Genomic DNA, 22,132 nt, shown 5'->3' with positions numbered 1-22,132 from the left:
GTGTTTATTGTTGAAGCATTTACTGCTATTTTCGTATTTGTTTTAGCATTCAGCAACTAATTCCTCTTGAGTAAAACAATACGGTGTTCTCGTCTATAAAAGCATACTATTTACATGTATTTATTTTTAAAGTACTATATCTTTGCAGCATGCAATCTAAAGTTCTTTTTATTACACCACCTTTTACGCAGTTAAATACTGTATATCCTGCAACGGCCTACCTTAAAGGGTTTCTTGAAGAACACGACATCGATTTTACGCATTGCGATTTAAGTATAGAACTTTTTACCTCTGTTTTTAGAAGTGATTTTCTGCGTTCTATTTTTCAGGAAGCAACAGATTTAGAGAATTATCATTACCCAGAAGTGAACAAAAATAAAGCCTTGTATATTTCTAGAGTAGATGTAGTTCTTGGCTTTCTTCAAAAACAAGATATTAAAACAGCAAACAAAATATTAGATCCTCAATTTTTACCATTAGGGCATCGCTTATCTAAAGTGAATACTACCATTACATGGGAAGCTGGAGATATTGGTATAATTGATAAAGCAAAGCATTACGCTACGCTTTTTATTGAAGAAATAGGCGATTTTATTCAAGCCAATGTAGATGAGTTTTTTGCATTTACTAAATATGCTGAGCAAATAGCAACTTCGGCAAGTAGTTTTGATCAATTGGATACTTTCTTGAGTTATCAACCAACTCTTATAGAAGAGAAAATGCTAGATATTCTAGTAGCAAAAATTGAAAAAGAAAAACCCAATTTAGTTTGTTTTACCATTCCTTTTCCTGGTAATTTATTTGCAGCTTTACGTTGTGCGCAATTTATTAAACAGCTTTTTCCAGATATTTATGTCGCTTTTGGTGGTGGATATTGTAACACCGAATTACGCTCGTTAGAAGATCCTAGGATTTTTGAATTTGTTGACTTTATTTCTTTAGATGATGGTGAAGGTCCATTACTTAAAATTGTTAATTATCTTGAAGGTAAAGTGGATGCAAACGAACTAGAACGCACTTTTGTATTAGAAAATGAGCAAGTGGTTTACAAGAATATAATTCCGAATACCATTTACCATCATCGAAATTTGCCTGCACCAGATTATTCAGGCTTGCCTTTTAATAAATATGTTTCTTTTTTAGATGTAGTAAACCCGATGCATCGTATGTGGACAGATGCCAGGTGGAATAAACTAACCATTTCTCATGGTTGTTACTGGAAACAATGCTCGTTTTGCGATGTAAGTTTAGATTATATTGGAAATTACCAAAATACAACAGCCGAAGATTTAGTTGATAAAATTGAGAAAGTAATTAAAGATACAGGAATTACTGGATTTCATTTTGTAGATGAAGCTGCGCCACCAAAAATGCTAAGGGCTTTATCTAGAGCCTTAATTGAAAGACAAGTAAACATTAAGTGGTGGACTAACATTAGATTTGAAAAAACATTCGATTTCGAATTATGCGAAGTCATGGCAAAATCGGGTTGTATAGCTGTAACTGGAGGTTTAGAAGTCGCTTCAGATAGATTATTGGCTAAGATGAAAAAAGGAGTGGATATTGCACAGGTTACGCGAGTAACCAATAATTTTTCTAAAAATAATATCATGGTTCATGCGTATCTTATGTATGGATTTCCAACACAAACCGAACAAGAAACTATTGATTCACTAGAGGTAGTAAGGCAATTGTTTCAAAGTAATTGTATTCAGTCTGCATTTTGGCACCAATTTACAACCACTATTCACAGTCCCATTGGTAAGAATCCAGAAGCCTTTGGCATTGAAATTACAGGACCTGTTTTTAAAGGTTTTGCGCAAAACGATTTATATCACGTAGATCCGCAAGGCGCAGAGCATCCTAAATTCACAAAGGGTTTAAACTTAGCACTACATAACTATTTAAATAGTGCAGGTTTTGAAGAAGAATTACAAAACTGGTTCGAATTTCCTGTTCTTGCACCCACTCATCCTAAAGATTTAATTGAAAGTTTTTTGTCTTAGATGGTGTCTGGCGATATATTTGATTTTATTTTTTGGAATGTTCGTTTAACGTGTTTGTGTATGGTTAGTTGCGTGGTTAAGCAACTAATTTAGCAAATAAATCACAGATAGAATATTCCGAAGGAATGTTCGTAAGTCGGCAGTGACCAAGCAATTAGTTATACGCGTTGTTGTACTTTCGTGTGTTGACTAGTTAATATATTTATATATTTTACGTGCCGCTTTTTTAATATTTTTTGGAATATTTATATAATCAATAGAATGTGATTTTGTTTTTTTAAAATCACTATTTCCTCTAAAAATATATCTTCTTTTATCTGTTCGTATGGCAATTATTTTATTTTTAGATAATAATTCAATTTCATAATTTGACAAATAAATTGAATTGGAAATTATTAATTTCCTTAATTCTTTTTTAATGGTTACAGGATTAGATTCAAATTTTAAAATTAATGATTTTCCATTCCCGAAAAATAATTTAATACTTTCATTTTTTGTTAGTTTTTCAATACGATTCTGAGATTGATTAAGAAAATTAAATTTTTCAAATGAAAAAAAAGTAAAAATTGGCTGCCCTTTTTTTGTTTCTATTGTGAATGCATCATATACTTGATTAATAAATGGTAAATTCTTGTATTTTTTTAATTTATAAGAATATTTAGAATCTTCTAAATTAATTCCATTTGATCTTAGTTCATAGCCAATTAAATCTGAAACTAGATGCTCATCTTTACCAATATGAATAAATTTATAATTTGCTATAATACCAGATTTTGATATATGGTCAATTTTTTTTGTGCCAATTATTTCAAGTTGGTCATTGTTCTTTTTTAATATTATAATTTTCGCATTTGATAATGTGCCACCAGTGAAACGAATAATTAATGCATGATAATTTTTTGATATTTCGCCCACATATTTATAATCTATTCTGTCAATATCATCAATGTAATTTTGAACCCAAGCGTCATTACCGTATTTGTCAGTTTCAAATTCAATTGGTGCTAATGGATCATTCGTTTTTATAGTTAAACTATAATTAGTTGAATTATCTAAAGAAAAAAAAGATTCTTCAAATGTCAAAGGGTCAATTCTTTCTCCTTTCTGAATAAATTTTTCTTGAGCAATACTGAATGTAAAAATTGCCAAGAAAATAATTAATATTAAATTCTTCATACCTTTATATTATTATCCTAGTGGTCCTGGACCGACAGGGCCGTCTGGTTTAGTAGGTTCTGGCTTTGGTCTATCTCTTGGTTCTGGCTTTGGTCTATCTCTTGGTTCTGGCTTTGGTCTATCTCTTGGCTCTGGTTTCGGTCTATCCGTTGGTTCATGTCTAGGCCTTTCATTACGGTCAGGTTTTTTTCTTGGTTTCCTTTCTTGAGGTTTAGGCTTAGGTCTTAAAATTTTTGGTAAAACATTACTCCTCAAAGCTTCTGCATTTCTCTTTGATCTATTTGGTAACTGTTTTGCATATTTAGAATTAATTAATTCTATTTCAGCATGTGACCAGTTATTAGAGTTAACTGCACTAACGAAATTTTTAAATCTTTTTAGCCTACTTGGACCTAAATTGAAAAGTAAATCAAACAAGCAAATTTGTCTAACATTAGAAAATTTGTTGAACTCTGGAAAGATAGCGAGGATTTTTGCCTGAAACTGATTAATAGTGATTTCAAATAAATCTAGAACTTGCTTATCGGTTAATTCACCTCCATTATTAGTAATATTTTCCCAGTTTGCACCAATTTGTTTGATATGGGATTTAGCATTTCTTTGTGTGAGATTATAACCAATACCTATAGTTTTTATTCCTAATTTGTCTTCATAGGCTTTTTTTTCTACTCCTTCATTATTTTTTAAATATTTTCGTAGTAATTCTGATGTTTTTTTATCCATAGTCACTATTATTAAATGAAGTACAATGTTTTTACAGATATGAAATCGTTTTAATGTTTTATATCCGACGTTAAACGAAGGTAGCTGAAATTTTTTACAAAATCAAGTTTGAAATTTGAATGAGAGCGTGCAGAAATCAGCTTTAAGTTTTAAACGATTCCAATTAATATCAAGTTTTAATATCCCACAACGGTTTGTGTTTTAGATGGCTTAAATAATTTTCATAAAAAAAGCTACACCAAAAATAGTGTAGCTTTTTTTGAATTATATTATTTCAAAAAAACATGAAATTATATTTATTCTACCGAGATGTTAAATACAGCTTGAATATCTGTTTCTCCTCCTGCATTTGTAATATCTCCATCACTAACACCCGAAGCACTTTTATTAGGTTCGTGTCTTAAGGTAATAGTTAAGGTTCCTGTTCCTGGTGTTACACTAGTTGTTAATGTAAATGCTAAACCAACAGGATTGCTGTCTTCATCAAAATCTTCATAAGTAAAAGTTGCAAGACTGTTAGTTACTTGGTAGAAAAATTGGTGTTCGTCATCTTCTTCTTCAATTTCAACATTTATCGATTCGGCAGGCGATTCAGTTTCATTTAAAAGAGAAAGCGTTCCGTTATACGTTGTATTGGCCGCTAAAGCTCCAGATACAGTTACTACAGGAGCAGTTGGTCCGTCGCCATCTGAATCTTTTGTTTGTAATGTAATAGTAGAACCATCTGAAGTTGGCACTAAAGTAGCAGTTAGGGTTGTTATTACTTCTTCTTCGTTTACTGGTTCTGGGTTGTCATCGTCGTTAGAACATGCAGTAAATGCTAATGCTGAAATAAATAATAGTGATAAATTTTTTAAAGTTTTCATTCTTGTGTTTTTAATTATTAATAATTTATTTTTAATTGTAACATAAAATTTCTTCCTAAATCATCGGCAAAATATCTTAATCTGTTAAGGTATTCTCTATAAGAAGTATTAAAAATATTTGTAATATTAAGACCTATATTTAAATCTGTTTTTTTAGAAAGTTTTACTGTAATATCACTTTCAAAATGCATTAAATGATAGGTAGGAGGTGGAGTACTAATATCTAATAATACAAATTCTTCGGTGGTTGGAATAAACACCTCAAAATTATTATCGGGATAATCGTTTTGCTTTAAAACCAACTCGCTTTGTAATTCGGCATTAAAATTCAGCCATTTTTTATTTGAGTATCCTATGGTATTAACCGTTTTAAAAGAAGGCATATCAATTAAGGCTTCTTTTTTAGTAACATCCCTACCTTTTATAAAAGCAGTTTTGTTATTTAAAAACCAGTCATCATTAAATTTATAATTAGCACTTATATCTAAGCCATATAACAAGGCATTAGTTTGTTCATACTCCCAAACAGGAAAAGCACCTCTTATGGTTAACTCTGTGCCTGTGGGTTTTATAAAAATATAATCGTTAATATGATTTAAATAGCTTTCTAGGTTTAAGGACAGTTTCTCGTTTTTAAATAAATACGACGCACCAATACGATTTGATGTTTCTTGTTTTATACGTAAATCGCCTAATTCAATTCGTGCAGCAGAGTGGTGTAAACCATCGCTAAACAACTCGGAAGGGTTTGGCGCTCTGTTTGCTAATCCGTAATTAAAAATCACAGAGTTATTAGCATTAAATTGATGCGTAATTCCGGCGGAAGCCGAAACATTATGATAAGTAAGCACAGGGTTTGCTAAAAGTTGCGTACCTAAATCGTCAATAACAATATCGGCAAAATCCTCATCGTAACCGCGTTCTTCCCAACGGCTTATTATGTAAAACTTTTTGGCGTCTATTTTACTAAAGTCGTAACGTAAGCCAAAATCTAAATTGGTATTATCGCCTAGTTTAAAGTCTGTAATAGCATAAACTCCAAAATCATATTTGTCATAATCAGGGATTAATCGTCTCACACCAGTTTCTGGATTTGCAAAATTGTTTTGGAAACCAACGTTTACACCAAACTTATAAATAGCATTGGTGTTAGAGTCTATTTTTAAATCAGATTTTAAGGTGTGCGTTTTTAACGTTAAATCTAAAGCAGCTTTATCTCTATCGTCGCCAACACGAATATCATACTCAAACCTTTGGTTATTTTGGAAATCGTATTGCACCTCTAAGCGTCCAAATGTTTTGAAACGTTTAAAAAAATCTGCTTTAACAACCTGATGTGTTACCTCTTGTCTAGGTGCGCTAATAGCATAACTAAAATCGTCTTGAACTAGCGGTTGTTGGTTGTTTATAGCATTTACCAAATCTTCTACACTACCAATATGCGAGGCTCTTAAAATGCCTATTTCATTATTTAAGTAACTGTAAAAAATATTGAATCCTTTTTCGAAAGTTTTAAACCCTGTATTTAAGGATAACCCTTTTGAGTTCATACCTGTATTGGTTAAGTAATAATCTGGAGCTTTAAAATCGCCAAAGCGTTTGTACGATGCTTGCCCTGTTGCATACCATCCTTTTTTCCAGGATTTGGTTAACGAGGAGGATACATTATAACCGCGACCATTACTTTGGGCGCCCAAAATTGTTTTTCCGTAAAGGGAGTCTTTTAAACTAATGTTTTTAGGTTTTAGCACAATAACACCACCAATAGCATCGCCACCATAAGCCAAAGCATTGGCACCTTTTATAACGTTTATTTGTCCTGCCGAATTTAAATCGATGTTAGGAGCATGTTCAATACCCCATTCTTGATCTTGTAGGCGTACGTTATTAGTCATAACAACAATGCGACTACTATGCAAACCATTAATTACGGGCTTTACAATGGTGTTTCCTGTATTAATAGACGATACACCACTTACTTGCTTTAAGGCATCACCAAGACTAAAAGCACTAAAGCGTTCAAGCGTTTTTGCTTTTAACTGTGTTTCTTGAGACGTTTTTGTTAACCTAGAGCTTCCATTGGCATCAATTTTAATTTCATTGAGTTCCTCAATATGGTGTTCCATATTAATTTCATATTCCGTATCGCCATTAATTTGAACCTCTATTCTTTTAGTCTCGCATCCAAGATGGGATATTTCGAGCGTTAAAAGTCCGTTACAAAGATTGTCAATACTATAGTTCCCCTCAATATCAGATGTTGTATATCTGTCTAGGGTTTCAATATATATGGCAGCACCAGTTATTGCAGAACCATCATGGAAATCGTGCACGTTACCAGAAAGCTTGTAATTACAATTTTGACCATAAGCAATGCCGAATAAACAACAAGCTATAATCAGTATATAGTGTTTCATTACTAAATTTTAGTTTAAAAATAAATGCTAGCACCATGTCTTATTTTATAAGTTTTTAAAATGAGACATGATATGATTTTTAAACTAAAGCTGGTGGGCCTCTTAAAGAGAAAGATAAAGGCCGATGATTATTAAGAAATTTGTATGTTAAATTATAAGTACGAGTAGGGGATAACGTTTGAAAAAACTCGATAAATTCTACTGGTAATTGAAAGTGATGGGTGATACTAAATTTTTGAAACTCACAATCCAAATCTACCTCATGAATATGTGTGCTATCTTCACCTAAACAAACTTTGTGATTATGGTGTTCGAAAACGTGAGCAAATTTAACAGCAGCAGGAATCAATAGCGTTAGCACCAACACAATGGTTAGTAATCTAAAAACGATATGTTCCTTAATAAGTTTCATTAATCTACAAAACGTTTTAAACCTAGTCTGCGTAACATTTTCTTTTCGAAATCCCAGAAAAATTTATGCTGGCCAAATACCCAACCAAAAAATACAAGTAAAAATTGATATACTACAAAAAGCAAAACAATACGAACTACCCAATAGCCCACACTACCAAAACTTTCTGTGGAGATATTAAGAAAACTTAAAATAGGCTTGCCAATATAAGATGCCGTCGATCCGGTAATAGCAAATACACAAAATATGACAACAACTTGCCAATTATGCTCAATACCCCAACGTGCTTTTAGTTTTTCCAAGTTTGCAATTTTACGCAAAAATATTAAAACGGATTTAAATACGAGGAACAAAAGCGCCTAATCTTTGTTTATAGGTTAATTGAAAGTAAATAAAATAGTTATATAGCATATAATTAACCTCGTAGCCGTAATCTATGCCAGGTTGATAATCGATTTGTAATTCGTATAAGCTAGAGTCGAACCTTTGCGGTTGTGTTACGCGTTGGTTCCATTCTATAACATATTGGTAGTTTCGGTTTTCTAAATAGGTTTGCGAGTAATAGCCTCGTTGTTTAGCTCTGCTAGCTAACCAAAAGTTAAATCCGGGTTCAATTATAATAATTTCGTATTCAATTTCGTCATTAGCAATTTTAACGGTATCGTTTGCTTTAAGGTTTTCTAATCGCTCGTCCGTATCAGAAGATGCGGTTTTAGAACTGTTACAGGCGTAAACGAAAACGGTTGCTAGTAATACAAAGATTAGTTTTTTCATAATTGACACTTAGTTTTAATGTTTAAAGTAAAAGTAGTACCGATTACTTTTTAATAAAAACCAGAATGAGTTAACACGAGGTTTCGTTGAGTATTAGTGGTGCTTTTAATTATAAATTTACAAAATACAATAGGGAGTTGCAGTGTATCTGATAGTATTTAACCAAAAAAGAGCCAAACATAAGGTTTGGCTCTTTTATTAATTTATATGTATTAGGTATCTTATTTTCCAAAAAGACCTCCTAAAAGACCTCCAATACCGCCTTTTTTACTAGCATTTCCAAGTACCATTCCTGCAACATCATCAATAACGCTACCGTCACCATCTGCATCAAGAATTTTTTCTAAGAAGCTTTGCTCTTGAGTCGCTGCGCTTCCACCTAACATACCGCCTAATAAATCGCCAATACCGTTTGAAGCACTTACGTTTTGTTGTTTAGCTTGGTTACCTAAAACCCCCATTAAAATTGGTGCAGCAACTTTTAATATGTTAGCAACAGAACCTGCATCTAATCCAGATTTTTCACCTATTATTTTTTCAACACCTTGTTGTTTTGCTCCTAGAACGTGTCCTAATATTTTCTCGCCGTCTTGTTTAACATTATCGTCAACACCACCACCAAATAATCCACCAAGATTATTTAAAATACTTCCATCATGTTTTCCTTGAAGTGCACCCATAAGTCCTGCAGCACCTTCTGGTGTAGAGGCATTACGTTCCATAGCTTTCATTAATACAGGCAACGCCATTGTTAATACACTACTTGTTTTACTTGAGTCGTTTCCTGTAGAACCTGCTACTCCGCTAATAATAGTTTTTCCTAGGTCGCTGTTTAATAAATCTAAAATTCCTGCCATGATGTTTTGTTATATAATGTTAATAATTAATTCTGAATAAAAATTGGAAGCTTAATGTACAAAAAAAGTCCCAACTTATTTAGTTAGGACTCTAATATTATGATTTGGTCACAATTTGTTTATTACTATCCTAAGATGTTAATAATTTGTGATGCTAATTCTGTACCAATTCTATCTTGAGCTTCGTTAGTTGCAGCACCAGTATGCGGTGTTAACGATAACGCAGGATTCATTAATAATTGCATTTCTGGTTTTGGTTCTTTTTCAAAAACATCTAAAGCAGCTCTTGCAACTTTTCCGCTTTCAATAGCTTTTACTAAGGCTACTTCATTAAGTACACCACCACGAGCAGCGTTAGCTATAATAACACCATCTTTCATCATGTTAAATTCTGCTTCGTCAATAACGTAATCTTTTTGAGCAGGAACGTGAAGTGTAATAAAGTCTGATTGTTTTAAAACTTCTTCTTTTGAAATGGTTTTAATTTCGAAACTTACTTTTTGTCCATCAAAAAACTCTAGTTCTAAATCTGTTTTTTCTAAAAACGGATCGAAAGCTATAACTTTCATTCCAGCACCTAAAGCTACTTTTGCTGTTGCTTGACCAATACGACCAAAACCTAAAACACCTAAAGTTTTTCCTTTAAGTTCGGTTCCTTTAGCATAAGCTTTTTTAAGTCCTTTAAAGTTATTATCTCCTTCTAGTGGCATATCTCTGTTAGAGTTATGTAAAAAACGAGATAATCCGTAAAGGTGTCCAAATACTAATTCGGCAACAGAGTGAGAAGATGCTGCAGGCGTATTAATAACACTTAAACCTTTTTCGCGGGCATATTCAACATCGATATTATCCATACCAACACCACCACGACCAATAATTTTTAATCCTGGGCATGCATCAATTAAATCTTGACGTACTGTTGTAGCACTACGCACCAATAATACAGCAATATCTTTTTCGTTGATGTAGTTAATTAATTGTTCTTGAGCTACGGTTGTTGTTATCACTTCGTATCCACCTTTAGTTAAGGCATCGATACCGCTTTGTGAAATTCCGTCGTTTGCTAATACTTTCATTTATCTAAGTTAAAAGTTAAAAGTTAAAAGTTAAAAGTTCTGTGAACAATTAATAATTCAACTTATAATTAAATTTTATTTTTTGGTTTGAGTAAGCACTGAAAACTGTTACTGCCTACTGCCAACTAATTTTAAGCCTTACTTTCTAATTCGCTCATTACTTCTACTAATGCTTTAACACTATCAATAGGCATAGCGTTGTACATAGAAGCTCTGTAACCACCAACACTTCTGTGTCCATTAACACCACTAATACCAGCTTCTTTAAGCATAGTTTCGAAAGTGTCTTTTAAGTTTTCGTTTTCAAGTGTGAATGTTGCATTCATGTTAGAACGATCTTCTTTACTAGCAAAACCTTTAAATAATGGGTTTAAATCTACTTCAGAATACATTAAACGCGCTTTCTTTTCGTTTTCTTTCTCAATAGCTTGAATACCACCTAAACCTTTTAACCACTCTAAAGTTAACATGGTTGTGTATATAGGGAATACAGGAGGTGTGTTGAACATACTTCCTTTATCGATATGGATTTTATAATCCATCATTGATGGAATTTTACGAGATACTTTTCCTAAGATATCTTCTCTAACAACTACTAAAGTTGTTCCAGAAGGTCCCATGTTTTTTTGAGCTCCAGCATATATTAAACCAAATTGAGTAAAATCTAAAGTACGAGAAAAAATATCGCTACTCATATCGCAAACTAATGGAATATTAGTTTTTGGAAATGATTTCATTTGTGTCCCATAAATGGTGTTATTTGATGTACAATGGAAATAATCATAATCCTCAGGTATTTCGTAACCTTTAGGAATATAATTGTAGTTAGCATCTTTAGAAGATCCTACTTCGTACACATCGTCATAAATTTTAGCTTCTTTAATTGCTTTTGCTGCCCAAGCTCCAGAATTTAAATAACCTGCTCTTTTTTCTAAAAGATTTAAAGCTACCATTAAAAATTGTGTGCTTGCTCCACCTTGTAAAAACAAAGCTTTGTATCCTTTACCTTCTAAACCTAAAAGTTCTAAAACTAACGATCTAGCATTTTCCATAATATCTACAAAAGCTTTACTTCTGTGTGATATTTCTATTAAAGACAACCCGCTATTGTCCAAATCGACAACGGCTTGAGAAGCTTTAAGTAATACTTCTGGTGGTAAAATACTTGGTCCGGCACTAAAGTTATGTTTTTTCATTTTTTTTCTACCCCTAAACTTTCTTTTAATGGAAAGTGAATTTTCGGGCTAAATTTAATTAATACTCCGTTTTTACTATGAATCCTTAATTTTTAAAAAGGATGAAATGATATAAAATTTAAAGAAACAAAGGTGCTAATTAATTGGGTAAATTTTGTTAAATTATTAATAATTTTTTCGTCAAATTGCTAATAAAAATTCAATAGAATCAACGTCATCCGCATAATCCCAAAGTTGAGGTTTTTGAGTGGCTCCAAATGCGATTTCGTTTTTATCGAATCCTTTTGAAACTATACATTGAATTTGATCTTTTTTTGAATCTAAAATTGCTTTTAATTCTGAAGCATCCTCATAATATTCATAAAATAGTGTTGCAATAGGCGAGGCAAAACTTTCATCTTCTTTTATCATGAAGAATCCGTTTTCTAACATGTCAAACTCACTCATTAAATAAACAGCTTTGTTATAGTCGTAATTATTAGCATATTTTGCTTTTTCAACAATAGGGTGCCAATGGTAAATAGACTCGAAAAAGCCTTTAAAATCGTAGTTTTTAGGTACAAATAGTTTAGAAACATTTCTGCAACCTAAACCGTAATATCTAAAAATATCTTCCGAAAGGTTTTTTAGGTCTTCGGGCGTTTCGTTTCCTAATAAAACTGCTATAGAATTTCTGTTTTTTCTAATTATTGAAGGTTTATCTTTAAAATAAAACTCAAAATATCGTGCCGTATTATTGCTTCCTGTAGCTATGACAGCATCGAAGTTTTCAATTTTAGCCTCTGTAAACGTTATGCTTCCTTTAAACTGAGGTTCTACAAACTCCAAATACTTCGCTAAATAAGGTAACAAGTGCTTATCGTTTGATGACTGTTTAACTAAAACATGATGTCCTGTTATTAAAACCGATAAAAAATCGTGGAATCCCACTAATGGAATATTTCCAGCCATTATTATAGCGACTTGTTTTGGCGTAGTATTTTCAATTTGGTACGACGATAACCACGTGTTTAAATTGTCTGTGCTTAGTGCATCAGACCAAGATTTAAGAGCGAAACTAATATTTTCTTCGGTAAACCAGCCATTGTTTTCTTTGGCTAATTTTAGTTGATGCTTAAAACCATCAAAGAATAATTCGTTATGTTCAATATTTTCGGCTTTATGGAATACTTCATTAGAAAATTGTCTTAAAAAATCTCCTAACTTTACAAAAGCATTAATTCTTTCCTGTAATTGCATCCTTTATTTGGTTATGAATAGTTTTGGCTTTATTTTTGCAACAGCAAATTTAAGGAAACTCAAATAGAGTTCTTTAATTTTAAAAGATAAAAAATTACTATGGCAATTATAATAACAGACGAGTGTATAAATTGTGGGGCATGTGAACCGGAATGTCCTAATACGGCAATATATGAAGGTGCTGACGACTGGCGCTATAAAGATGGTACTAGTTTAGATGGTACAGTAGTTTTAACTAATGGAAAAGAGGTTGATGCTGATGAAGCACAAGAACCTGTAAGTGATGAGCTTTACTACATTGTACCAGATAAGTGTACAGAGTGTAAAGGTTTCCACGACGAGCCTCAATGTGCGGCGGTTTGTCCGGTAGACTGTTGTGTACCAGATGAAGATGTTGTTGAAACAGAAGAAGAATTATTAGCGAAACAAAAATTTATGCATCCAGAAGGATAGGTCGATAATCGACATTAAATTATAAAATGAATCCTAAGCTTTTGGCTTAGGATTTTTTTTGGCCCTTTTAAAACAATCATTTGTGAAAAAACATTAAATTTTCTGTTATTTAATTTTTTTATAGACTTGTTTTTTAAGTTATTAATAAAAATTTTGAATACGATAAAACTTAATCCTATAGAGGTAATGCTTACTTTTAATTACTAGTATTTTTGATAAAGGATTATTAATGATTTGTTGATACATAAAGGAATTATTATTAAGACAACTTCATGAATAGAAATTAAACATATAATATAATGACGTATTGTTTAGGAATAAAAACAAAACAAGGATTAGTGGCTATTGCCGATACTAGAATTACATCAGGAACAAATAAATCTAATAAAAAGAAAGTTTATGTAGAACAAAGAGAAAAGCACTCTTTATTTATAATGACTAGCGGATTACGTTCTGTTAGAGATAAAGCCGTTATTTACTTTCAGGAACTTTTTAATGATGGTGTATTAAACCATAATAAAATGTACAAAGCAGTAAATGCTTTTGGCGAACAGGTTAAGCGCGTAGCAAAAGAAGATAGTGAAGCTTTAAGAAAAGCGGGTTTTAAGTTTAACCTAAACACCATTATTGGCGGGCAACTGGCGGATGATGAGGAGCATAAATTGTTTCTTATTTATTCTGAAGGTAATTGGGTGGAGTTAAATGACGATTCGCCGTATGTTATTATTGGCAACTCTGGTCATGGTAAAACATTATTAAATAGGGTGTTGAGAAATGATTCTACAATGGAATATGCCTTAAAAGCTGGCTTTTTGTCTTTTGATTCAACCCGACTTAGTTCTAACGATGTTGGCTTTCCAATTGATGTTGTGCTCTATAAAAAGGATTCTTTTAAAATGGATGAAAACAGATATTATGAAGAAGATATGAAAGAGATTTCAAAACAATGGGATACCAATTTAAAATTGGTTTTAGATGCCTTACCCGAAAAATGGATAAAGGAAAATTTTTAAAATACTAATTAATAAACCTTTCAAGATGAAGTTTAATGTAAATAGTTCATTGTCGTATATTGTAAATGGTCCAACCACTTTTATTTTTAATATACACGCTTTAAATACAGTCAGTCAAACAGTTTTAGAAGAAAGTTTAACGATAGACCCTCAGATTGACAATGAAGTTTTTACTTCTCATGATGGTAGCTCTAAGTTTATAAGGCTTAAAATACAAGAGCCGTGTAATTTTTCAATATCGTACTCTGCAGTTGTAGATATGAATTATAAAGTTATAGACGAACGTAACTCCGAAAATTTGGTGTCTGTCGTAGAGCTCGATAGCTATATTGCATCCTTTCTTTACCCAAGTAGATATTGTCAATCCGATAAATTAATGAAATTCTCATTTAAAGAATTTGGTCATTACACTTCGGTATATGATAGAGTTTTAGCTATAACTGAATGGATTTATAATAATATTGAATACACTAGTGGAAGCACAGATTCTCAAACATCTGCAATAGATACTATTACGGAGCGCGTTGGTGTATGTAGAGATTTTGCACATTTAGGTATTGCACTTTGCAGAGCATTATCCATTCCTGCAAGATATTTTACGGGCTATGCCTATCAATTAAATCCACCCGATTTTCATGCGTGCTTTGAAGCTTATATAGATGGCGATTGGATTATTTTTGACTCCACTAAATTAGCTGCTTTAAATGGACTAGTAAAAATAGCAAATGGTAGAGATGCTGCAGATTCTGCAGTAGCAAGTATTTTTGGAAATGCGGTAGGCACTTCAGTTACTGTAGATTGTCAAGTTCTGGATAATAATTTTAGTCCATTTCTGTATAACGGTAATCAAAAAGGGATTTCTTTTCAATAAAAAATATTCCATAAAAGAATAAAATTCCTATGTTTGCGCTTGGTTTTTTTCATCGTCATTAAACCTTTGTATAATGGTTTAGTCAAACCCCAAAAATATAGTTATGACCAAGAAATGGATGCGTATAATACATCGTTATTTAGGATTTTTTCTAATAGGAGTAATGATTGTATACTCATTAAGCGGTATTGTTTTAATTTTTAGAAACACCGATTTTCTTAAAAGTGAAACCGTAGTAGAAAAAACAATTAAGCAAAATTTAAGCGGAGAAGCGCTTGGACGTGCTTTAAAAATACGACGTTTTAGAGCAGAAAAAACAGAAGGTGATTTAGTTTTATTTAAAAACGGACAGTACAATAGGGCTACTGGTTTAGCTATATATACTAATAAGGAGTTGCCGTATGTGTTGGATAGAATGACACATTTACATAAAGCCACATCTGCCGAACCATTATTTTATTTAAACGTATTTTCTGGGGTGTCGTTATTTTTCTTTTCAATTTCTTCATTTTGGATGTTTATGCCCAAAACTAAAATCTTTAAAAAAGGATTGTATTTTACTGCATTTGGTTTGGTGTTAACGCTTATTATGTTGTTTATATAAAGTAGTGTTTTTACAGGAACTAAATGTTCTTTAACTTTCCTATTTTTGTTTAGATGAATACAAAGCAAGTATGTTTATTTTTAAATGGAGAGCCACCTAAATCTATTCCGGATTTAAAAAACTATAACATGGTTTGTGCCACGGATGGTGCGTACACCTTTTTAAAGGCTAATAATATTGTACCCAATTTTATTAGTGGCGATTTCGACTCTATTAAAACCATTCCAGATAGTATTGAAGTTATACACACGCCTAACCAAGATTTTACAGATTTTGATAAAATTTTACAAATTCTGTTTGATAGAGGTTTTAGCGATATTCATGTTTATGGCGCTAGTGGGCAGGAGCAAGATCACTTTCTAGGTAATTTGCATACTGCTTTGCAATGGAAAACTAAGTTGAAAATCACCTTTTTTGATAACTACGGATTTTATTTTCTTGCAGATACCAAGGTTACATTAACACAATGTTTAGGTAAACATGTATCTTTATTTCCTTTTCCTGAAGCCAATGGTATTATTACAAAGGGCTTGCAATATACATTAAACAACGAGGCTTTGTATTTTGGCGGACGTATTGGTACTCGCAATAAGGCTATTGAAGATACTATTGAAATTAGCTTTAAAACAGGTAATATGTTTCTGTTTATAAACGATTAGTTTTAATCGCCTTTAAAAGCTTTCATCTCTAAAGTGGGTTCTATAATTTGTTCGTTGTGCCAAAGCGTTTTTTCAAATTTATTTAGCTGTTTGTAGGGTACAACAGAATCTTGCTTGATGCTCTTAAATTCTTCCAAGTTTAACTTGCTGTGCGATGTAAATAATAGTTCTTCCTTATTTCTATTATTGCCTTCAATTTTAAAGCTAAAACTCACCTTGTTTTTATCGCGACTATTTTCAATAAACTTAACGTCTCTTTTTACATAAAAGTAACTGCCAGAAGTTAGTTTTAAATATTTAGGATAGTAAATGTTGTTGCTGTCCCTTTCAAACAAAAGGGTGCCTTCGCTAATATTTTCTATATATTTAACACCTAAAACAAATTTTAAATTTACTTTTTCTCCATGTCTGTTTTTATAATATTTATAATGCATTTGTGTAATGGCATAGGTGTCGTCGCTAATATACAATTGCCCTGCGTATTTTGCTTTTCCTTTTTTGGGAGTAAATGCGATAATATGTGTTAATTCGTTGGCATTAAATATTGCGTCGTTATACGTGTATTCGTATAAATTGGTATTTAAAATAGTACTTAAAAAAGAATCTTCGAAAAATTTAGTTTGATTTAAAACAGTGCGCGTGCTTTTATTTAGCATAGGCACATCATATTCGTGGTTGTGTTTTTCTTCGTGGTCTTCATTTTTTAAAGACAGGGAGTCTTCTATTTTAAAGAGACCAGATTTAAGTTTATAGGTTTTTGTACTGTCTAGATATTTTAAAACAATGTTTTGAGCTTTTTCTTGTATTTGCTCGAATGAAAAATCGTTTTTAGCATCCAATAACGAAGTTGCTTTTTGAACTACTAATTTACTGCTATCTTGGTTTAAGGTGTAAAATTCGCCTTTAAAATCTCTAAAGTTAACCATTTCGCTTTCTTTAATTGTTTTAGATAGCACTTTTAAACTGTTGTTTGCCGATTCTAGGTTGCGTTTTTTTACATGCGATGCCTTTTCAATTTCGAATTCTAAATTTGTAAAATCGGCATAATCGGTATCGCGCTTAAATATATGGTGCTTATTTAATGTACTGCTATAGTTAACATTTAACTGCTGCTTTACTTTATAAATAATACTATCGGCATTCGGGTTTTTATTACTAATATAAATTTCACCAAGTTGGTTTATGGCTTCTTCCAGCTCAATGGTATAGTTACCTGTTTTTATATCTAAAGGCGTTAGCGTTTTGCTTTGGTAACCCATACAAGAAATTATGAGATTTTTGTTTTTTGTGCCAATGGTAAAGTAGCCTTCGTCGTTAGAAATCATCCCAGAATTGTACCCTGTTTTTATAGTTGCGTAAGGTATTGGTGCCTTAGTGTTTTTGTTTATAAGTTGTGCTGTGATATTTTGAGATATCGCATTTAAACTTACTAGTAAAATGATTAAAGTAATTTTTAAATTCATATATTAAAGGAGTTATACTTAGTAAACGAGTGAAATTAAAAATTGTAACAACGCCATAAAGTTAATGGCATGTTATTTAACTTTTAATTAGCTGAAAAATACTGTAATTGTGAATGTTGGGTTAAATAATTTGATAAACACCGACTATATTTTAATACTTATTATAGTATTTTTACTTTATTGAATGAAATTTTAAATTATGAACGGAGAAAAGAATTTAGAAAAGTTAGTAAGAAGCATGAACCCTAAGTTAAACGAAGGCGAATATGTTTTTGTAACCGTGAAGCATTTTGGAGAAATTAAAAGGGAAGATACTATTTGTGAGTTTAAAGAAGAGGAGGGTATAACCCTTGTAATGGCTAAAACAAAGGCAGATGGGTTAGGTCTTAAATATAGTTTTGTAGCGAGCTGGATTACTTTAGAGGTACATTCGGCTTTAGATGCCGTTGGTTTAACTGCATTATTTGCCGATGTGTTAACCAAACATAATATAAGTTGCAATGTTATAGCAGGGTTTTATCACGATCATATTTTTGTTGATAAAAACGATGCGGAACAAGCTGTTAAGGCTTTAACTACACTTTCTAAAAGTTATTAGTACTTTGCTTTTTATATTTACTTTATATATGAAATAAAAAAAAATCCTGATAGTTGTTTGTCAGGATTTTAAGGTTTGCCATCTTGTTCTAAACCAGTTTCAGATTAATCAAATCTATCCTTTTCTAAATGCATTATAATACGTTCTTTTTAGAATAAAGAATATCCAAAAATCATAGATACTGTATTGTAGTCTGCAACCCAACCTGTGTAGGTTGCTAAAAGATCTCTCTTTGTTTGATATCTTAAGCTCAAACTATAAGTTTCGTTTAATTTGTAACCAACTGCAAGAGCTAAATTACTTGAGGTCTTAATATCTAAGTCATAGAGGCTTGATCCGTCATTTCTTTTAATATCTATTGTTGAATTTGAACTAAAGTCAAATACTAAAGAAGCATCAACGAAAATTTTAGACTTTTCGTTTAAAAATATATAGTGCCTTATACTTACCGGGACTTCAATAGAGGTATAATCAAGATTAGCTATTATTTTTCCGCCATTAATATTTCTAGCGTCTGCTGATTGTTCAGCCTTAAATTTTTGGTAAGTAGGTTCTGCCGCAAGTGCCCATTTATTTTTATTAAAAGGTAAAATAAATTCAGCTTCTAATCCAAACCTAATACCAGATTCCATATCAAAATTTATGGTGCTAAAATCAGGATTGGTGCTTTTTATTGATAGAGTAGAACTATAAAATCGAGGTCTGATTGTTAGATTAAATAAATCTCGTTTTTGTTTTGGTTCTAAACTCACTATTTCCTTATTATGGCATTTACTATAATCAGTGAAAAATGCAACCAAATCTTTTTTTCTATAATTGAGTTTTTCAACGCGATTCATTTTAAAATTTGGACATTTTAAATCATTCCATAATTGTTGTCTAAATCTATTATTCTTTCGAATATCATTATTCTCAATTTTATAAACTTTAAATACTAATTGCTTAATATTTGATACATCATTACCATAAAAGTATCTGTTTAGTTTACCATCAATATATTGATATAAATTAGATTTACCTTCAACTAAAACTTTTAAAAATAGAGTTTCTTTATTAAAAACGGGATTTTTATCGGTGGTCAAGTTATTGATGTTATCATGAGATCTATCAATGTTTACTACACTTTTTATATATTTTGAAATGTTATAAACGCCAAACTCTTTTGCGGTTTTAAAGGTTGCTATTTGAGGTTCGCTATTTTCTGATATTTTATATTCAAATTGAGTTGGGGAGTTTCTCCAATCTATATTTTTAATTAGACAATTAATTTTTTGATTATTATTGTCAATATAATATCCTTTCTCATAAGAAATTTGTGAATAACAACTTAAGGTTAGTATGGTTATTAGTATAATTAAAAACTTTCTTTTCATCTGTTACAAATAGTTTGTGGTTAAATGTATTGACAATCAGTAGCTTAGGTTTTTTTTTAATCATAGCATACTTTAAAGGGTTATTACTAAGTAAATATAGTTTTTTTTCTTACAAATAAGGATAAAAAAATCCTAATAGTTGCCTATTAGGATTTTTAAATTATCTAAGTTTATGTTATGCTTTACGCTCCAACAAAGCCATATAAAAACCATCGAATCCAGATTTATGCGATAGTAGTTTTTTATCTTTTAATAATTCGAAGCTTGCTCCAGCTTCCGAAGCTAAAAAGGTTTTAACTTGATTTTGGTTTTCTGAAGGTAATACAGAACAAGTAGCGTAAACTAGTTGCCCGCCAACTTTTACCATTCTAGAATATTGCTGTAAAATGTCTTGCTGAGTTTCTTTTATTTTATCTATAAACTCGGGTTGTAATTTCCATTTTGCATCAGGGTTACGGCGTAACACACCTAAGCCAGAACATGGCGCATCAATTAAAACACGATCTGCTTTGTCGTATAATTTTTTAATTGGTTTTGTAGATGCTATAACGCGGTTTTCAATATTATGAGCACCGTTTCGCTTAGCACGACGTTTTAATTCGTTTAGTTTATTGCCGTAAATATCCATTGCAATAATTTGCCCTTTGTTTTCCATTAAGGAAGCTAGGTGCAAGGTTTTTCCGCCGGCACCAGCACAAGTATCTACAACACGCATACCGGGTTGCACATTTAAAAATTCGGCTACTAATTGCGAGTTCGCATCTTGAACTTCAAAATGACCATTTTTAAAGTTTTCGGTAGCAAATACATTAGCACGTTCGCGTAATTTAAGTGCGCTTGGGTGACCGTCTATAAATTCGGTTTCAATATCTAAATCGAATAATTCGGTTTGTAATTTTTCTTTAGTTGTTTTAAGGGTGTTTACTCTTAAAATAACATCGGCTTGCTCGTTTAAAGCTGCTATTTCTTTGCTCCAAACGGCATCGCCTAATTCTTTGCGTCCAATTTCGTCCATCCAATCTGGAATAGATTCTTTTAGGCGTCGCACTTTAGAAAGCTCGTCGTAACGTCCTTTAATTTTACGTAGTGGTGTGCCTTCAAAATATTTCCAGTCTGGTAATTTTATACCTTTTAAGGTTGCCCAAACGGCAAACATGCGCCATAGGTTATCACGATCAAAAGGTTCTTTAACTTCGGCAATTTCGGCATACAGGCGTTTCCAACGTACCATTTCGTATGTGGTTTCGGCAACAAAGCCTCTATCGCGAGAGCCCCAACGTTTATCACGTTTTAATAATTGTTGTATAACTTTATCGGCGTATTTACCTTCGTTGAAGATTAATGTTAGGCCGTCTATAACTGCAAAGCAGAGGTTTCTATGTAATCGCATGGTATTTAAATAAGGCTGCAAAGGTACGTTTTTAAATGGTTAATTTTTAACTTGTTTACAGGTTTTAAAGTGGTTTGTTTTACACCATAGGTGTTTTTGTTTTCTGTTTTAAAATACGAGTGCTAGCAGATGTGTATTAATATGGTTTTATGTGTAATATTAGCTGGTTTGCCCGCGTTAAGGATTGCAGTGGAAAGCCCACAGGGAGGTACGACTGAGGACTTGCAGCGTAAAGCCAGACCCGATAGGGGAACGCCCAAATACAGGTAAGACTTATTTTTTTACTTCTATATTTATGTAGTTTTTATAAAAGCTTAACTTTGGTGGCTTAATTGAAATTGTTAATCCTAAAATTTTAGGAAGACATCTAGTTTAATATTTTTTTTGACAGAAAACGAATTTATAACGGGATTGCAAAACCATAATGCCAATGCGTATGGGAAGTTGTTGGACGAGTACCAACAAAAGGTTTTTGCTACCTGTATTTCGTTTGTGCCTAATAAGGAGGATGCCGAGGATATTGCTCAAGATGTTTTTGTTGAGGTATTTAATTCGATAGGGAAATTTAAAGGAAACTCTAAACTTTCTACTTGGATTTACAGGATTACTACCAACAAATGCTTGGAGTTTATAAGGAAGCGTAACACGAAAAAACGTTTTGCTTTTTTGCAAGCTATTACGGGTAATGAGGTGCCATTGGATAAAACTAATTATTTTACCGAAATGAATCATCCGGGTGTTATTTTGGAAAATAAGGAGAAGAGTGAGACCTTGTTTTACGCTATAAATCAATTGCCAGATGCACAAAAGGTTGTCTTTACATTGCATAAGGTAGACGGTAAAAGTTATCAGGAAATTAGCGATATTATTGAAAAGAGTGTGTCGTCGGTAGAGAGTTTAATGTTTAGGGCTAGAAAGAATTTGCAGAAACTTTTAGAAAATTTTTATAAAAATGATAATTAGCGC

The 22,132-nt window shown here is 32.0% G+C and carries 22 protein-coding genes; 8 read left to right on the top strand and 14 right to left on the bottom strand.

Annotation, left to right across the window (positions count from 1 at the left end):
• The first annotated feature begins 149 nt into the window (after positions 1-149).
• A complete protein-coding gene (locus AAFN75_RS01015; protein WP_411807848.1) occupies positions 150-2,006 on the top strand; it encodes a B12-binding domain-containing radical SAM protein in 1,857 nt (618 codons plus the stop codon).
• A 189-nt stretch (positions 2,007-2,195) separates the two neighbouring features.
• On the opposite strand, the gene AAFN75_RS01010 is transcribed toward AAFN75_RS01015, so the two are convergent.
• The 11 genes from AAFN75_RS01010 to AAFN75_RS00960 all read right to left on the bottom strand — a co-directional run bounded on the left by AAFN75_RS01010 (position 2,196) and on the right by AAFN75_RS00960 (position 12,742).
• Positions 2,196-3,182, bottom strand: a complete 987-nt coding sequence (locus AAFN75_RS01010; RefSeq protein ID WP_411807847.1) for a hypothetical protein — start codon at positions 3,180-3,182, stop codon at positions 2,196-2,198.
• Positions 3,183-3,194: 12 nt separating this feature from the next.
• Complete coding sequence (locus tag AAFN75_RS01005) at positions 3,195-3,905, bottom strand: glycoside hydrolase family protein (RefSeq protein ID WP_411807846.1); 711 nt, start codon at positions 3,903-3,905, stop codon at positions 3,195-3,197.
• Positions 3,906-4,201: 296 nt separating this feature from the next.
• Positions 4,202-4,771, bottom strand: coding sequence for a type 1 periplasmic binding fold superfamily protein (locus AAFN75_RS01000; RefSeq protein ID WP_411807845.1), 570 nt, complete (start codon positions 4,769-4,771; stop codon positions 4,202-4,204).
• Positions 4,772-4,788: 17 nt separating this feature from the next.
• Positions 4,789-7,188 carry a TonB-dependent receptor gene (locus AAFN75_RS00995; RefSeq protein ID WP_411807844.1) on the bottom strand — a complete coding sequence of 800 codons (2,400 nt, stop codon included), beginning with the start codon at positions 7,186-7,188 and terminating at the stop codon, positions 4,789-4,791.
• A gap of 79 nt (positions 7,189-7,267) precedes the next feature.
• On the bottom strand, positions 7,268-7,600 hold the full coding sequence (locus AAFN75_RS00990) for a hypothetical protein (protein ID WP_411807843.1): 333 nt from the start codon (positions 7,598-7,600) through the stop codon (positions 7,268-7,270).
• Entirely contained in the window at positions 7,600-7,902 is a 303-nt protein-coding gene (locus AAFN75_RS00985; protein WP_144117892.1) for a DUF6787 family protein, read from the bottom strand. The genes AAFN75_RS00990 and AAFN75_RS00985 overlap by 1 nt, the downstream gene beginning before the upstream one ends.
• Positions 7,903-7,936: 34 nt before the next feature.
• Entirely contained in the window at positions 7,937-8,374 is a 438-nt protein-coding gene (locus AAFN75_RS00980; protein WP_411807842.1) for a DUF6146 family protein, read from the bottom strand.
• A gap of 221 nt (positions 8,375-8,595) precedes the next feature.
• Positions 8,596-9,231 carry a DUF937 domain-containing protein gene (locus AAFN75_RS00975; protein WP_144117890.1) on the bottom strand — a complete coding sequence of 212 codons (636 nt, stop codon included), beginning with the start codon at positions 9,229-9,231 and terminating at the stop codon, positions 8,596-8,598.
• 125 nt (positions 9,232-9,356) lie between these two features.
• Positions 9,357-10,307, bottom strand: a complete 951-nt coding sequence (locus tag AAFN75_RS00970; RefSeq protein ID WP_411807841.1) for a D-2-hydroxyacid dehydrogenase — start codon at positions 10,305-10,307, stop codon at positions 9,357-9,359.
• Between the two features lie 131 nt (positions 10,308-10,438).
• The gene (gene serC / locus AAFN75_RS00965; protein WP_411807840.1) at positions 10,439-11,503 is read right to left on the bottom strand and encodes a 3-phosphoserine/phosphohydroxythreonine transaminase; all 1,065 of its coding nucleotides are present in this window, start codon (positions 11,501-11,503) and stop codon (positions 10,439-10,441) included.
• A 180-nt stretch (positions 11,504-11,683) separates the two neighbouring features.
• Complete coding sequence (locus AAFN75_RS00960; protein WP_411807839.1) at positions 11,684-12,742, bottom strand: acyl-CoA reductase; 1,059 nt, start codon at positions 12,740-12,742, stop codon at positions 11,684-11,686.
• A 99-nt stretch (positions 12,743-12,841) separates the two neighbouring features.
• Between AAFN75_RS00960 and AAFN75_RS00955 the strand changes: the two genes are divergently transcribed.
• From AAFN75_RS00955 to AAFN75_RS00935, 5 genes are all read left to right on the top strand, one after another.
• The gene (locus AAFN75_RS00955; protein ID WP_411807838.1) at positions 12,842-13,195 is read left to right on the top strand and encodes a 4Fe-4S dicluster domain-containing protein; all 354 of its coding nucleotides are present in this window, start codon (positions 12,842-12,844) and stop codon (positions 13,193-13,195) included.
• A gap of 299 nt (positions 13,196-13,494) precedes the next feature.
• Complete coding sequence (locus AAFN75_RS00950) at positions 13,495-14,208, top strand: hypothetical protein (protein ID WP_411807837.1); 714 nt, start codon at positions 13,495-13,497, stop codon at positions 14,206-14,208.
• A gap of 25 nt (positions 14,209-14,233) precedes the next feature.
• On the top strand, positions 14,234-15,079 hold the full coding sequence (locus AAFN75_RS00945) for a transglutaminase-like domain-containing protein (protein WP_411807836.1): 846 nt from the start codon (positions 14,234-14,236) through the stop codon (positions 15,077-15,079).
• A gap of 103 nt (positions 15,080-15,182) precedes the next feature.
• The gene (locus tag AAFN75_RS00940; RefSeq protein ID WP_411807835.1) at positions 15,183-15,683 is read left to right on the top strand and encodes a hypothetical protein; all 501 of its coding nucleotides are present in this window, start codon (positions 15,183-15,185) and stop codon (positions 15,681-15,683) included.
• Between the two features lie 53 nt (positions 15,684-15,736).
• Entirely contained in the window at positions 15,737-16,342 is a 606-nt protein-coding gene (locus AAFN75_RS00935) for a thiamine diphosphokinase (protein ID WP_411807834.1), read from the top strand.
• Positions 16,343-16,344: 2 nt separating this feature from the next.
• Here AAFN75_RS00935 and AAFN75_RS00930 read toward each other — a convergent pair whose 3' ends face one another.
• Entirely contained in the window at positions 16,345-17,805 is a 1,461-nt protein-coding gene (locus tag AAFN75_RS00930) for a carboxypeptidase-like regulatory domain-containing protein (protein ID WP_411807833.1), read from the bottom strand.
• 199 nt (positions 17,806-18,004) lie between these two features.
• On the opposite strand from AAFN75_RS00930, the gene AAFN75_RS00925 reads away from it, so the two are divergent.
• Entirely contained in the window at positions 18,005-18,403 is a 399-nt protein-coding gene (locus AAFN75_RS00925; RefSeq protein ID WP_144117882.1) for an ACT domain-containing protein, read from the top strand.
• A gap of 149 nt (positions 18,404-18,552) precedes the next feature.
• Here the strand turns inward: AAFN75_RS00925 and AAFN75_RS00920 are convergent, their stop codons facing one another.
• Positions 18,553-19,776: a tRNA modification GTPase gene (locus AAFN75_RS00920; RefSeq protein ID WP_411807832.1), complete on the bottom strand. Its 1,224-nt coding sequence runs from the start codon at positions 19,774-19,776 to the stop codon at positions 18,553-18,555.
• Between the two features lie 175 nt (positions 19,777-19,951).
• Complete coding sequence (locus AAFN75_RS00915; RefSeq protein ID WP_411809302.1) at positions 19,952-21,166, bottom strand: RsmB/NOP family class I SAM-dependent RNA methyltransferase; 1,215 nt, start codon at positions 21,164-21,166, stop codon at positions 19,952-19,954.
• Positions 21,167-21,550: 384 nt separating this feature from the next.
• Here AAFN75_RS00915 and AAFN75_RS00910 point away from each other — a divergent pair, with 384 nt between their 5' ends.
• Entirely contained in the window at positions 21,551-22,129 is a 579-nt protein-coding gene (locus tag AAFN75_RS00910) for an RNA polymerase sigma factor (RefSeq protein ID WP_411807831.1), read from the top strand.
• Positions 22,130-22,132 lie beyond the last annotated feature (3 nt).

The sequence above is a fragment of the Algibacter sp. AS12 genome (assembly GCF_046736315.1).
GTDB lineage: Bacteria > Bacteroidota > Bacteroidia > Flavobacteriales > Flavobacteriaceae > Algibacter_B > Algibacter_B amylolyticus.
Note: the sequence above shows the minus strand (reverse complement) of the source record. Positions and strands in the feature narration are given on the sequence as shown.

Excerpts from the sequence above, each read along its gene's own strand:
- AAFN75_RS01015 (WP_411807848.1), top strand. The coding sequence starts at position 150 with ATGCAATCTAAAGTTCTTTTTATTACACCACCTTTTACGCAGTTAAAT.
- AAFN75_RS01010 (WP_411807847.1), bottom strand. The coding sequence starts at position 3,182 with ATGAAGAATTTAATATTAATTATTTTCTTGGCAATTTTTACATTCAGT.
- AAFN75_RS01005 (WP_411807846.1), bottom strand. The coding sequence starts at position 3,905 with ATGGATAAAAAAACATCAGAATTACTACGAAAATATTTAAAAAATAAT.
- AAFN75_RS01000 (WP_411807845.1), bottom strand. The coding sequence starts at position 4,771 with ATGAAAACTTTAAAAAATTTATCACTATTATTTATTTCAGCATTAGCA.
- AAFN75_RS00995 (WP_411807844.1), bottom strand. The coding sequence starts at position 7,188 with ATGAAACACTATATACTGATTATAGCTTGTTGTTTATTCGGCATTGCT.
- AAFN75_RS00990 (WP_411807843.1), bottom strand. The coding sequence starts at position 7,600 with ATGAAACTTATTAAGGAACATATCGTTTTTAGATTACTAACCATTGTG.
- AAFN75_RS00980 (WP_411807842.1), bottom strand. The coding sequence starts at position 8,374 with ATGAAAAAACTAATCTTTGTATTACTAGCAACCGTTTTCGTTTACGCC.
- AAFN75_RS00975 (WP_144117890.1), bottom strand. The coding sequence starts at position 9,231 with ATGGCAGGAATTTTAGATTTATTAAACAGCGACCTAGGAAAAACTATT.
- AAFN75_RS00970 (WP_411807841.1), bottom strand. The coding sequence starts at position 10,307 with ATGAAAGTATTAGCAAACGACGGAATTTCACAAAGCGGTATCGATGCC.
- serC (WP_411807840.1), bottom strand. The coding sequence starts at position 11,503 with ATGAAAAAACATAACTTTAGTGCCGGACCAAGTATTTTACCACCAGAA.
- AAFN75_RS00960 (WP_411807839.1), bottom strand. The coding sequence starts at position 12,742 with ATGCAATTACAGGAAAGAATTAATGCTTTTGTAAAGTTAGGAGATTTT.
- AAFN75_RS00955 (WP_411807838.1), top strand. The coding sequence starts at position 12,842 with ATGGCAATTATAATAACAGACGAGTGTATAAATTGTGGGGCATGTGAA.
- AAFN75_RS00950 (WP_411807837.1), top strand. The coding sequence starts at position 13,495 with ATGACGTATTGTTTAGGAATAAAAACAAAACAAGGATTAGTGGCTATT.
- AAFN75_RS00945 (WP_411807836.1), top strand. The coding sequence starts at position 14,234 with ATGAAGTTTAATGTAAATAGTTCATTGTCGTATATTGTAAATGGTCCA.
- AAFN75_RS00940 (WP_411807835.1), top strand. The coding sequence starts at position 15,183 with ATGACCAAGAAATGGATGCGTATAATACATCGTTATTTAGGATTTTTT.
- AAFN75_RS00935 (WP_411807834.1), top strand. The coding sequence starts at position 15,737 with ATGAATACAAAGCAAGTATGTTTATTTTTAAATGGAGAGCCACCTAAA.
- AAFN75_RS00930 (WP_411807833.1), bottom strand. The coding sequence starts at position 17,805 with ATGAATTTAAAAATTACTTTAATCATTTTACTAGTAAGTTTAAATGCG.
- AAFN75_RS00925 (WP_144117882.1), top strand. The coding sequence starts at position 18,005 with ATGAACGGAGAAAAGAATTTAGAAAAGTTAGTAAGAAGCATGAACCCT.
- AAFN75_RS00920 (WP_411807832.1), bottom strand. The coding sequence starts at position 19,776 with ATGAAAAGAAAGTTTTTAATTATACTAATAACCATACTAACCTTAAGT.
- AAFN75_RS00915 (WP_411809302.1), bottom strand. The coding sequence starts at position 21,166 with ATGCGATTACATAGAAACCTCTGCTTTGCAGTTATAGACGGCCTAACA.